The following is a 13112-nucleotide window of genomic DNA, read 5'->3' on the forward strand; positions in this document are numbered from 1 at the left end:
TGTCTTCTTCATGGCGAGAGAGATGGTCACGATCTCAGTGACCAGGCTCATTCAGCTACAGTATGGCTGGCTAGAACACTTGCCGTTCTCGCGTCCCGTCAGACTGAGACTGCGATGCGAGGGGTTCTGATATCGTCAGGGCCGGACTCTTTGTGTCCTGCTGATCCATGTGTTGGTTTACAACAAACAAACACCTCTTAGTTGCTCTCGACTGCGGGACCGGGCTTCCCGCCATTCAGTACGGTGTTGCAATGGGCCAGGAGGTTCTCCCATCGGCGGGTGGGGTTCTGCTGCAGGCGGGTTTGTAAATCTTGCACCTGTGTTTTGAGCAGACCTGTCTTGCCGGAGGCCGGTTTGAGGCCATTCTGTAGCTGGGCAATAGTTTCGATGCAGCAGGTGGCAGCCAGGAGGACCTCGTCTGAGCCCGGTGGCTTGGTCTTACCCGTGCTATCATTGCGAAAGATGGCGAGAGACTTCTGAACGCATCGCGAGGCGGAAGTGTAGTTGCCAGACATCAACCATGCCTCAGCTTCGAGGGTGTGTGCTGCGGCGAGGTTGTTGCGCCAGTCGATTCGAGTGGGGCGGTCCTTGCAGGCGGATTCCAGGAATTGAGCTGCTTCAACGGCGAGTGGGGGCGCCTCCTGGTACTTCCGTGCGAGCAGTTGCACCTCCCCCTGACGAAGCAGGCCTAGTGCGACCAGCCATTTTGCCTCACAGTTGTCCTCAGATCTTGTGGTCATGGCGCGACGCAGGTCTGTGGCCTGTCGGTAGAGGGCCACTGCAGATTCGAATTGCTTTTGCTCACGCTGGCAGTCACCCAGTCGCTCATAGCTGGCGCTGAGTTCTCTGGACCAGCGGGGGAGCGTCATGTCCTGGTTGTAGAGCTCCAGTCTTGAGGCCAGCGAGACATTGAAGTACTCGGCGGCAACTTGGGGCTGGCCACGCCGCATCGCTACATCTCCCAATCGTTCCGTCATTGATGCCCACTCAGACTGGATGTCTGACTCCGTGGTTCGCTTTTGGTAGACTGGCTTCATCCAGGTTTCTGCGGCCTTGAGTTCGATTTCGGCGTCGGCATATCGATTGAGTCCCAGCAGAAAATTACCGAAGCCGTGGTGCGTAAGGGCGAGATATCGCTGACATTCAAGGCTTCCTGTATTGGCAGTCTGAGCTTGTTTCCTGAGGGCCAGGGCTTCACGCCAGAGTTCCTCCGCTTCCTTTGTGCGTCGGGTGTCCCGCGCCGTTTGATTGCCAAGAAATTCGATGACGCTTGCCAGGGAGCGCAGGTAGTTCTCGTCTGAAGAAAGCTTGCGGCAGTGTTCTAGCTTCGTCCGAGCATCTTTCCACAACTTCTCGCCTTCAGCGGCTTTGCCGTGCTCGATGAGGATGTGGCCGAGCCGCACTTGCGCCTGGCAGAGGCTCCATGTGTTGCTGGCCTGGACCTCGGGCGAGGTGGTTCCGATTTTGGGGATGAGTTCAAGGATTCTGATGCTCTCTTTATAGTGAGCTTCTGCTGTGGCCAAATCATTGTTATCGCGTTCGAGGTCGCCGGCCAACTCGCATTGTCTGGCCCACTCCACGTGCCAGTGCCGCCAGTCTGCATCATTGACGCCTGATGGACTGGATTTGCCGACTATGGTCGCCCTGAGTTCCCCACCTTTTTTAAGGAGGTTAACAGCCTCGGAACGACTTCCTTGCTGGTCTCTGATGTTCGCTTCAGCAAGCCGATCATAGGTGCGAGCGAGATCCGCTTTCCAATGGGCAGGCACGCCTGGTGATTTGCAGAGATATTCTCGATGCCGTTTGCATTCCTCCAGCATTTCTCTGGCAGATGAAGTTCTGCCCAGTGCCAGCAGGGCATCGCCAGCCGTAAACAAGAACAGGGCGTGCTGCTCTTCTGGTGGCACGTCGGGCATCTCACCGGAGGTAGGATTTTTGAAGTAGTTTTGCGCGGGAGGGACGGCCGCCTCCAAGAGGTGAAGGCGCCCTTCTTTGCGCAGAGAGTCCCTGAAGTTGAGGAGCACTTGGTTTAAGGTTATTTCGGCATTTCGTCGTTCCGATTTGGCTTTCTTGCTGTAGTCGAATGCCGCAACTCGCTGTCTGTCAGCCTCTTCCTTCTCATCTTCAGCAGTGCGGTAGTAACCAAATGCAATCCCGAAGGCTAACAGGGCCACGATGACAAGCGACCCAGCCACGATGGTAGCCAGCTGAAATTTTCTTCTTAGCGAATCAGAGTGCTGTCTCGATATTTCGGCTTCATGTGCTGCCTGCTGAGCTGAAGTTGTCGCGTCGTCCGAAACCTTTGCGGCAGCCTCCGCTGCCTGTGTTCGCTGCTTTTCCGCCGCAAGCAAGGCTCGGCGCTGATTGCGTTTGTCGTGAAGGGTACGAGCGACGTTTGCCCGGGATGCTTTCCAGTAGGCGCGCTCAAGCAAGGTGACCCGGAGTTTGGTTGCCTTCAGCCACTTTGTGAGATCTGGCAAAGGACCTGCGGCATTAAGCAGTCTTTCTTCCTTTTCGCTGTTCTGCCAACGTTTGGCTGCGTGGGTCAGGCTTCGGAGAACGGGAATGTCGTGCCGGAAGTGTTCAATCCATCCGCGAATGGTGCCGCAATCTGTGATTAACACTTCATGAGTGATCTCTATCGCATGGCTGTCCGTGACGATGAGTCTGTTCTCAGGCAGAGTCAGGAATGCGACGACCTTTGAGACCAGGCTCTGATCGATGTTCTCCCAGTCGAGCTCATCAAAATCCAACCTGCGCCTCGAGTCGGTGACGCCTTCACCGGGAGAAGTCAGCCTGAGGAACAGGTTCTTTGCGATATCCAGATGTTCGGTGCCCTCGACGCAGAGTTGTTTCAGACAATCCTCAGCGCGATTTTGCAGGGCCTTCTCCACGCCTCCGATGACGGTGTAAGCTGCATGGGTAAGGCATGCGCCCACTCGATGAGTCCAGAGACTCTGCAGGGCGAGTTGAAGCAAGGGCATGGAACCCCGCTGGCGATAGACGTCCTTGACCATGGTTTCCACCAAGCCTGCTTCGAGGTAGGCACCCGATCGGGCTGCGGGACCCTTGATGGCCTCGCGCCAGCCCTCATCATCCAGTTCCTTGAGCTTGAGGCGGTGGTGGTCCTTCTCCAACAGGTTCCAGAAAGAGGGGGAGACGCGGCAGCGCTGCTCAAAGTCGGAACGGAGGGAAAGGACGATGTGCCAACGGCGGTCGCCGTTTTCGCGCAGATGAACCAGCCCGTCCAAAATGACGCGGGCACGGTTTCTCTGTTCTTCCTCTGTGCTTGCCACGATACCCCGATGCGTGAATATCTCCTCAAGTTGATCAATGATTACCAAAACCCTGTCTTCAGGTTTAGGATAGAAAGCACGAAGCTCCGCATCGAGTCCTGCGGCCAACTGCTCTGCTGTGGGGAGAGCCTGGGAGTTGCCAGGGAGTATCCGTTCCAGTGCCGCGCCGACTGTGGCGGATCTCGAAGCGTCAGGCTCTGTGATGAACAGTTGGGTCAGGACCTCACGTAGGAAGTGGTTGCCAGGTGTGGCGATGAGCCGTTTCCAGGACCCCAAGTCGGGAATCACGGTCATGGCCGCTTCGGTGGCCAGTCCGGCTCGTGCCAGCGAGGACTTGCCATTGCCGGACGGACCCACGATGACGGCGAAGCGCCAGTCCCTGACCTTCGTGGCGAGTGCTTTGCTTTCCGCGGTCCGGCCAAAGAAGAACGAGGCGTCGTCCGGTTGAAAGGCTTCCAGGCCCCGGTAGGGATTGAGCTTTGGCTCATCGGGAGCAGAGGTGTCGGGCTTGCCCTGGATGGCCTGTTTCAGGCGGTGCAATTCCGCTTCTTTGTCCGTAAGGCCTTCCGTTAGGTCTACCCAGAGGCGAGTTTTGAGGAACCACCTGAGGTTGCTTGTGTTTGCGCCAGGCAGGAGGACGGGGATGATGCGGAACTCATCAGTCGTCCGGGACACTTTGATGGCTTTCCCCAGGAGGGAGTTCACCTCCTCTTGCATCCAATCACCCTCGCCGTGAGGCCCGATGCAGATGAGGGCGGAGCGGCTGCGCTCCATGGCCTTGCCCAGTTTGTCGCTGAGGATATCGCCAGGTTCGAGGTTGTTCTCATCAAGCCAGTATTTCACACCGTGACGTCTCAGCCACTCTGCCAAGGCTCGGACGATTGGTTTGTCCTGGCTGTTGTGGGAGAGGAAGACGTCGTACTCAAAGTAGGGAGGCATGGCAGGACGGCGTGAGATTACTCCAACCACTATTCATTGCGCAAAGCGATCTTTGGGTACAGGGATTTTTTTGATGGCAAGAATGGTGCAGGTCGTCGTGCTTGCTTAGTTGGGCAGGGCTTGCCTGCAGCGGCTCGGTATTGATTTCTGGGTTATTATCCGGTGGCGAAAAATTCTTGGGTAGTTACTCTATTGGGTTGAAGTCTCGCCAGGCATCCTGACCTCCGCCCATGAATGTGAACCCTGTGCCACAACCGTCTTCGCCACTCACTCCTGACCAGAAGGCCGCGCACCTGCTCCTGACGGAGCTGCGCACCCGCATCGCCACGCAGCCGCTGCCGTACCAGCATGGCAGGGAGGACTGTGCTCTGAAGAGCCTCTATGAGATCTTCGGGCTTACGCGGAAGGCTATCAATGACAATCCGGGTTGCCAGACCTTTGCCAAACTGGCCACCGAAGTGCTGAACACCGTCATTCGCCCCGTGACGGCCAAGTGGCACGCTGCAAGTGAGGAGGGATGGCTGAGCACGCGGGATGGGGGCGACGAGTTCCGTGGCGACTTGCTGAAGGTGCAGAAAAAGCTGCAGGATTTTTCCCTGGATCTGCAGCAGCTGGCTTACGGCACCCGTGTGCGGGATGCCCTGGTAGAGGGGCCGATGGCGCCGCGCGGCAACCCGCCGGTGGATCCCATGGCGGAAATTGAGGCATCGTTGCCGTTTGGCATCCCGGAGCAGGATGCTGAGGTTTGGAAATGCGTGGGGTCACAGATGGCTGCCGCCAGCATGGCAACGACGGTCAATCTTGCCGAGAGTGCGGATGTGCTGGCGCGGCGGAAGAAGATGGCCTCTGCTGCCTGTAGCACAACCGCACCGGAAGATGCGATTGGGCTGGCCTTTTCCGGCGGGGGCATTCGCTCCGCCACCTTTTGTCTGGGGGTGGCGCAGGTTTTGGCAGAGAAAAACTTGCTCAGGGATGTGGACTTTCTCTCGACCGTATCAGGTGGCGGTTACACGGGCAGCTTTTTGACGCAGATCATTGGGGGTGGGGGCGCCTGGACCCAGGTAGCATCCCCGCATGGCCCAGATACGGCTGGCATTCGGAAACTCCGGCTGAATGCCAAATTCATCTCTGCCCGAAGTGCCTGGCAGGCGTGGGACATGGCGGTGACGACGCTGGCTGGGATGTTTGTCAACTGGATGGTGCCTCTCGCCATTCTGGTGCTCATGGCAGCGGTTGCAGTTTCAACGAACCTGCGTCAGCATTTGCCTTTGTGGCCCCTCTGGGTTGGCCTGGGGGGCTCCGTTGTGGGGGGCTGCTTGTATTTCGGTGCGCTCCGCTGGCGTCTGAAGTGGGGCGACCTGCTCGCCGCCGGGATCCTGGCGCTGTCTATGCTGGTGACCGGACTCTTTTTTACTGTCGAGGGAGGTCTTGCCTTATACGATGTTCTGTTTCCCAATGCAGGGGCTCAGTTTTGTAACCTCGACAAGCTCTGGGCCAGTTTATCGTCGTCGCCTCTGTGGAAGGCAATGGGCGTTTCAGGGGTCGTGGCGGGAGGGCTCTCAACGCTGGTCCCGACCGTTGCTCGCTACTTCCGCGTGCTGGAGGATCCAAAGAAGCGCAAGTGGGTCTTGAAAGGTGCGTTGGTGGTCGCGGCGTTGTTTGTGCCCGTGCTGGGGCTGTTTGTCTTTCTTCTTCTCGTGGGTTTGGCTGAGGTAAGGACGATAGATTTCTTTGGGGGGGAAGTCAGCGGGCTCTATCTCCTTTGGGTGACGTTTGGTGTCCTCACGTTGGTGACGTTGTTGGCGCTCAATATCAACCAGACGGGTCCTCACCGTCTCTACCGTGATGGGCTGAGTAAGACGTTCGTTGAAGTGAATGCGGCCGGGCCAGGCAATACACCCATGTCCAAGATCAATCCCGCGGACTTTGCCCCTTACCATCTGATCAACACCACGGTGAATCTGCCTGGGAGCAAGGCTGAAGCACTTCGAGAGAGGAAGAGTGACTTTTTCCTGTTCTCCAAGTACTGGTCTGGTTCTCCGGCTGTGGGATATTACAACACCGCTACCTGGCATGCCAACAGCAGCGAGATGGACTTGGCCACGGCCATGGCTATTTCAGGGGCGGCATTCTCAGCGAACATGGGCCTGGGATCGATCCCGCCTCTCCGGGCGCTCCTGGCCTTCCTGAATGTGCGACTTGGGTTCTGGATCCGCAGACCCGATATTGGTGGGTCAGGTTGGTGGGCACAAATCGCCTCGCCAGGGTTCACTTGCTTGCTGAAGGAAATGACCGCCCTTGGGCTGGAGGAGGACAGGCGCTGGCTGAACCTCTCCGATGGCGGCCACATCGAAAACCTGGGCGTGTACGAGCTCCTGCGTCGCCGTTGCAAGTTCATCGTCTGTGTCGATGGCGAGGCCGACCCGGAGTTCACCTTCCAGGGGCTGATGACTGTGGTGCGCCATGCCCAGATCGATCTGGGAGTGCGCATTGACCCAGATTTGGATGACGTGCGGCAGGACGCCAAGACGACTTACAGCCGGTCTCACTATCACCTGTGCAGAATTCACTATCCTGACCGTGGTCCCGGCAGACCGGCGGGCACTGGGCTCTTGTTGTACATCAAGCTTTCCGTCACGGGAAACGAAAGTGAGCTGATCCGCCGTTATCGGGGCTCGAATCCTGCCTTCCCCCACCAGTCCACTCTGGACCAGTTCTTTGATGAAGAGCAGTTCGAGGCCTACCGCCAACTGGGTGTGCATGCTGCAGAGGGGCTGTTTCAGCCGTGTTTGATGGAGGTGGCAGTCCCTCCGGCGGGTGGCTATCAACCGACATCCATGAGGGACTGGTTTACGAAACTGGCGAGGAACCTGTTGGAATGAGACTGTGGGAATGGGGTTGCTATTCGCTGGTGATGTTGATTCTGTAGCAAAGACTGACAGAGGGCATGCGAGGCGGGCCAGTGGGGCGGCATCAACGCTGCCATGTTATCAACGTTCATCACGAGAGAGAGAGAGAAATTTGCAAAGTCGTGTCCCATGAACTCTGCCCCTGCCAATGAGAAGCTCCCCCATCCCGGCCTTGTTGTCTCACAGCACAGGGCATTTATTTCCTATAGTCATGGGGCCACCCAGGAACTTGCGGCAAGCCTTCAAAAGGCTCTGCAAACCTATTCCAAGCCGTGGTACAAGCCCCGGCTGTTTCGCATCTTTCGCGATACGACCAACCTTAGCGTAACCCCCGAACTTTGGCCTGAAATCGAGAGGGCCCTGCAGGTCACGGAGTTTTTGATCCTGCTGGCATCGCCTCAGGCTGCCGCCTCCAAGTGGGTTAAGAAAGAGCTTGAGTATTGGATCAATAGGAAACCTCCGGGAAGTTTGATGCTCGTGCTCACAAAAGGGGATCTGGTCTGGGATGATGACGCTGGCGACTTTGACTTCACCCTGAGCAACGCCATCCCCGAGACGTTGAGGGGAGTGTTCAAAACGGTCCCCCGCTGGGCGGACTTTTCCAAACTTCCAGCGGAACAGTATCACCTGTCTGACCCTCTGTTCCTGGAGAATGTGGCCTCGATCTCGGCCCAGCTTCAAGGGAAGGGAAAGGAGGACCTCATCGGGGACCACGTACGGGAAACGCGCCGCATTCTCCGGCATGTCACTGTGGTTGTCTGTGTCCTTACCGCAGTTCTGCTGTTTGCCCTGGGGATGTGGCAGCTGGCGGCGAAGCGGGAGCATCAAGTGCGTGTGACCCTTTCCCAGTCCGACTTTGCCAATGCCCACCGGCTGCTTGCGCAGGGGGAGTCTCATCAAGCGTTGCTGCATCTTGTTCGTGCTGTCCGCCAGAATCCGGAGAACAGCAGCGCGATGCAGCGCCTGACTTCTGCATTGACTCAACGTCGCTGGCCAGTCTTGACCGTCCCACCCATGGACGCCGGGGGAATGATCGATGAGGTGGCCCTGCTCGAGCAGGGAAAAAGGGTGTTGGCGGCCTCTCCAACAGGGGGAGTTTCGGTCTTTGATACCGCGACGGGAGCGAGACGATACACTCCCATTCTGCCGAAAGAGGGGGAGTGGACCTCAGGCCGCTTCAAACAGGTTGCAGTGGATGAGCAAGCGAATCTGATCGCGACCTACGGTGAGGGGAATCGACTCGAGCTGTGGTCACTGTCTACGGGAGAGTTCGTGAGGAGCCTGCCTCTGCCTGTTCCTGCGGCCCAAGTGGAGTTCCTGGACAACAGGGAAAAGCTCGCGGTCCTGGACGTGGAAGGTGGGCTGAAAGTGTACCGTATCCGTGATGACGGCCTGGCGTGGCAGATCAATGGCCTGGGTAGGCAGGGGCACCTTCACGCGAGTCCTGACGGCAAGTATGTCATGATGGCTCCAACGGAGGGGGAAGGACTCATTCTTCGCTCGAGTGACGGTCATCGCATGGGGGAACTTCAGAGTGCTTCGCATCCTGTTGTTTCATCGACATGGTGGGCGGCGGAGAACCGGGGGGCTGCCATCTGCAAAGACGGGCGGGTCGCCTGGTGGGACTCAGCACCACCAGCACGAAGTTGGGTGTTGCCCATGGGGCAGCCCCTGGATCTGATCATGGCAGGCGCAGATTCTTCGTCCTGGTATGGAGCCTTTGGTCAGGGTTTCTCTGACGCATGGCGGGTCTATGCCTTTGAGGGGGCTGAATCTGCGGCTCCTCTCTGGACGGTCGTGCACCCCGTGAGAGAGACTGGCTACCACGTGACTGCGATGGGCTCAGGAGGATTGGATCTGGCACCTGATCATCGGTTGATGATCACTCAGCATTTCACAGATCGCTTCGCTCGGGTTTGGAAGGTTCCTGGCGGAGCCCCCGCTTGTGAACCGCTTGTGCATGACGCCGGGGTGCGTCAGGCGAAGTTCATGGGTGCGTCAGATCGTCTGGTGACCGCCACATCCTCCCCCTGGTTGCGACTCTGGCAAATCATGCCGGCTATCGCGGAAACAACTGACACGCGACTGGCAGTTGCTGAAGGTGAGCATGTCTACACAACTGCCCAGTCGGCGGATGGGGGGAAGCTGGCAGTCGTGACCAATCTGCCGGAGAAGGCCGTCGTGAGGGTGTTTGAGATCGATCCTGGGCGCAGTGTGAAGGCCGTGTTGGAGGTGTCCGTTCCGAGTGGCGTCTCTGCCATGGACCTCCGGGCTGATGGGAATGCCGTTGCGTGGGTGGACGCCGTGGGGGGGCTTGCGGTGATGAAGGTGTATGGAGAGCAGGAAACCTGGAAAAGCGAACTCTCCGGCAAGAATTTGGAAGTGCTCAAGTTTCTTAATCGAGAAGGAGTCGCGCAGGAAGACTCCTTGCTGGTAGCGGGAGAGGGGGCGACCCTCTGGTGCGTAGAGAGGGGGCAGACGCGTTCCATTGACCTCAATATGGATGCCACAGAGAAAATCCAGTGTGCGGCCGTCTCGCCCTCTGGGAGGATGGTGGCGGTCGGGAATGATGCAGGCAGGATCTGGCAGTTGAATGCCTGTCGGGGCACGCTCTTGAGTCAAATAGAAGGACATGATGGGGCAGTCCAAACACTTGGCTACTCTGCAGACGGGGGGAGGCTGTGCAGCGGGGGCAATGACTATCTGGTCCTGCAGTGGAAGGCCGGTTCTGGCGAATCTCTGCCCGGGAAGATGCGCTCTGAAGCAGAGCCTATGGGGGCCCGATACTCGCCGGACGGGCGCTACCTCGTCACATATGGACGGTATCCGCAGGCGAGGATCTGGGATGCCGCAACGGGTCAGCCTATGACCCGCAATCTGGAGCATGACAACTGGATCGTCAGCGCTCAATTCAGCGAAGACAGCCAGCGCCTTGTGACCTGTACGATCAAAGGGGGAGTCCGGTTCTGGGAGTGTGCCTCTGGGCTTCCCGTGGCGGAGGAGATCGCTCCACAGGAAAGTCTTGATGTCGCCATGGCGGTGTCCAGCAGCGATGGGACACGTTGGTTTGCGCTGGATCGTTCGACGCGAGTGAGATGTGGCCAGTCAGGTGTTGTTCCTTCGGAAGCCGTGGCCAGGTCCATTCTCGACGCGGCGGAGCCGGTTGCCGGAATGATTTTCAATCCGCATGGGGGCATTGAGGCCAAGGAAGCCGCCACCTCTGCTGAGTGGATGCGATTGGAGGCCGTGTTGAAGGGGGCTATGTCAGGGAAGTGACTGCCGTAAAACACTACGGGCAACCTTCATTCGTCACGAGCTCGCCCACCACGTGGTTGCCGGCCTGCTTGAGTTCCTCCACTTTGAAGGACTCAGGAAACACGCAGCGGGTGAAGTGGCACTTCTGGAACCATGAGGGGCGGATCAAGCCGCGGAACCGGCAGGACTCGAAGACGACGTCATGAAAGGTGACTTCGTTTTCAGGACCGCTAAAGTCCAGCACTCCGGGAGGAGGGGGTTCTTTGCAGTTGGAGATCACGGCGTTTTCAAAAGAGCAGACGCTGCCTGTGACGACAAATTTTGACGATTCCTCGGGCGGCTGGGTCTTGAAGCGGACCTGACCAAAGTTCTGCACATCGACATTCGTGCCTATGAACTGACAGTTCGTGAACTCGGCGTCGATGATGTTGGTCGCCAGGAAGGCTCCGCCGGCGAAGGTGCAGTCCCGGTAAGCAGCTGTGCTGATGTCGAAGGAAGGGGCCTCTCCCCAGAGAACGCCGCCGAAGTGCACTCGCTCAAAGGTCGCTCCAGAGATGGCGCCTGAGAGGAATGTGGTGTTGGTGAATGATCCGCCCTTGTAGTCGGCATTCTTCCAGTTCAAGCCCTCTACGAACCAGCGGTTGCGATCATCTCCGGTGGCAGTCGTGAGCGCCATGGCATTGAGCCTCCGGTGCGCTGGAGCGGTGGCGTCATCTGCCAGGAGCAGCAGTTGTTTGCGGAGCCGGTCGTCGCGCTGGAAGCGGGAGATGTCTGCTTGCACCGAGGTGTTTGGCAGCATTTGCTCTGCGGTCAGGATCCGGTTGATGAGATGCCGTCGATGCCATTCCCGACTCAGTTCTGTGATGCCGGCAGCGAGTCCGGTGCAGAGCACCGCGAGCAGGCCGAGGGAGCCCATGGCGCGGATGAGATGCTTCCGACGGACACGGGCTTTCAGCGTTGTGAACCGCTTTTTCAGAGCCTCAAAGATGACCGTGGCTGAGGCGGGGGTTGGAACTTCTACGTGCTGGCACTCATTGATGAGGGTTGCCAGAGGCTCCGGCAGCACCACGGGTGTCGCAGCCTTGAACTTTACGGGGAGCACGGGAAGCTTCATGGTGTGCGCCACATGGAACTCGGCCTGGCACCAGGTGCTCTGCCCGTACGCATCAGATACAAGGACAAGCATGGCGTCGGACTCCCGCAAATGCTGCGGTATTTCTGTTTTGAATCTTTCTCCGATGAGGATGCCATCCGCATCGAGAAACACCCCGAACCCGTTTTCCACGAGCTTTTCGCAAAGTTCGGCAGCAAGCTCCTTATGGGCAATGGTTGCGTAGCTGATGAAGATCTTTGCCGGTGGGAAGATGCGGGCGGCCCAGGAGCTCTTGAGCAATGGCTTTGAAAGCGTCATAGCGGGGAGGGGTGGTGAGCAAACGATTCGATATGCTGTTATGCAAAGGCATCAACGTCGGACACGACTCTCCCTTGCGGATGGAGGGGGGGCACGTGCAAACGTGAGGTCGCTATGGCGTACCTCGCGTAACGCGATGTCGCAATCACTTCGCAGCGGACGGGGGCGCTCGATTCAGTCAACCGCTAGGCCGGTTTGTTTTCTTCTATCGCCAGCATCTGGCGGCCGGGTTTGAGGCTTTCCAGGTAGGCGGTGGTGAAGTCGACCTTGAGCTGGACCCAAAGGGGGTAGTGGTCTGACATCTGCCAGGTGAGCCACTTGCGGTACTCGGCGAGGGCTTTGGCTCCGGTCTTGTTTTTGAGCTTGTCGACGGGGATATGGGACTTGTAGATCTTGAAGTCTTCGTCGGTGAAAATGCTTTCGCGGAAGTTGAGGACGCCAGACTGGCCGATCTCCAGGCGTTTGTCCGAGGGGCGGAGAACGATCTGGTCGTAGAACTTGTCCTGGGCCATGTTGGAGCCGGAGCGCTTGATCTGGTCGCCTTTGATGCCTTGGGGCAACTGGAAGCCGTGCTTGGTAAGGGCTTCCATGGTGGGGTGGGCGAGGTCCACGATGTTGAAGTCGCCGAGCAGGAAGTAGTCGCCGGGTTCCTTGGCCTGGCGTTCTTTGAAGAACTTGGCCAGGGCTTCGATCTCAGCGATGCGGCGCTTCAGTTTTGGGCCGGTGTCCGCGCCATAGTAGATGTGCACGGAGCAGAGGTTGAACTTGAACCAGCCAGCCTGCCAGGCGGTGACAAAGGGGGTGCGGGAGAACTGGGTCGGGGCGGACTGCCCGCGCTTGGAGGGGAGGACGACCTCGCCGGCGATCTTGCGGAAGCGGACCTTGCGACGGTCATACACATAGGCCAGGCGCTCGCCGTTGCCGCCAGTGCCTTCCGTGGTGTCGGTGAGGATGTAGTCGTAGTTGGGCCCGATGAAGGAGATGAGCTTTTCCAGAGGCTGCAAGTCGCGGTTGACCTCCTGGACGGCGATGAGGTCGAAGGCGTTGAGGATCTCCGCGATGTAGTGGAAGCTCTCGGGCAGGCGGAGGCCGTAGCCGAACTTGTCGCTGTCAAAGTCGCGGATGTTCCAGGTGCAGAGGAGGAGGGTGTCCTCACTCTTGCGGGGGACCAGCTTGGCGAGCTGAGAGCGGAGGAGGAGGAGTTTTTCGATGACAAACTCGCGGCGAGCGGCGTCATCGAAGTTTCGAATGGGCCAGTAAGCGGGCATGGTGTTTGGTGAAGGTATGGGGAATAAGGTGGAG

At 58.3% G+C, this 13112-nt stretch carries 5 protein-coding genes; 2 read left to right on the forward strand and 3 right to left on the reverse strand.

Annotation, left to right across the window (positions count from 1 at the left end):
- Window positions 1-197 precede the first annotated feature (197 nt).
- Window positions 198-4235: a TIR domain-containing protein gene (locus BV106_RS11230; protein ID WP_038164506.1), complete on the reverse strand. Its 4038-nt coding sequence runs from the start codon at window positions 4233-4235 to the stop codon at window positions 198-200.
- Between the two features lie 230 nt (window positions 4236-4465).
- Between BV106_RS11230 and BV106_RS11235 the strand changes: the two genes are divergently transcribed.
- Both BV106_RS11235 and BV106_RS11240 read left to right on the forward strand, forming a co-directional pair.
- Complete coding sequence (locus tag BV106_RS11235) at window positions 4466-7117, forward strand: hypothetical protein (RefSeq protein ID WP_051945652.1); 2652 nt, start codon at window positions 4466-4468, stop codon at window positions 7115-7117.
- A 156-nt stretch (window positions 7118-7273) separates the two neighbouring features.
- On the forward strand, window positions 7274-10420 hold the full coding sequence (locus BV106_RS11240) for a TIR domain-containing protein (protein WP_038164508.1): 3147 nt from the start codon (window positions 7274-7276) through the stop codon (window positions 10418-10420).
- Window positions 10421-10433: 13 nt separating this feature from the next.
- On the opposite strand, the gene BV106_RS11245 is transcribed toward BV106_RS11240, so the two are convergent.
- Together BV106_RS11245 and BV106_RS11250 are read right to left on the reverse strand one after the other, a co-directional pair.
- The gene (locus tag BV106_RS11245) at window positions 10434-11810 is read right to left on the reverse strand and encodes a TIR domain-containing protein (RefSeq protein WP_038164510.1); all 1377 of its coding nucleotides are present in this window, start codon (window positions 11808-11810) and stop codon (window positions 10434-10436) included.
- Between the two features lie 185 nt (window positions 11811-11995).
- Complete coding sequence (locus BV106_RS11250) at window positions 11996-13078, reverse strand: endonuclease/exonuclease/phosphatase family protein (protein ID WP_051945653.1); 1083 nt, start codon at window positions 13076-13078, stop codon at window positions 11996-11998.
- Between the last annotated feature and the right edge of the window lie 34 nt (window positions 13079-13112).

Source organism: Verrucomicrobium sp. BvORR106 (genome assembly GCF_000739655.1).
In the GTDB taxonomy this organism is placed as follows: domain Bacteria; phylum Verrucomicrobiota; class Verrucomicrobiia; order Verrucomicrobiales; family Verrucomicrobiaceae; genus Verrucomicrobium.

Coding starts and splice junctions, on each gene's coding strand:
- BV106_RS11245 (WP_038164510.1), bottom strand. CDS start 11,810: ATGACGCTTTCAAAGCCATTGCTCAAGAGCTCCTGGGCCGCCCGCATC.
- BV106_RS11240 (WP_038164508.1), top strand. CDS start 7,274: ATGAACTCTGCCCCTGCCAATGAGAAGCTCCCCCATCCCGGCCTTGTT.
- BV106_RS11230 (WP_038164506.1), bottom strand. CDS start 4,235: ATGCCTCCCTACTTTGAGTACGACGTCTTCCTCTCCCACAACAGCCAG.
- BV106_RS11235 (WP_051945652.1), top strand. CDS start 4,466: ATGAATGTGAACCCTGTGCCACAACCGTCTTCGCCACTCACTCCTGAC.
- BV106_RS11250 (WP_051945653.1), bottom strand. CDS start 13,078: ATGCCCGCTTACTGGCCCATTCGAAACTTCGATGACGCCGCTCGCCGC.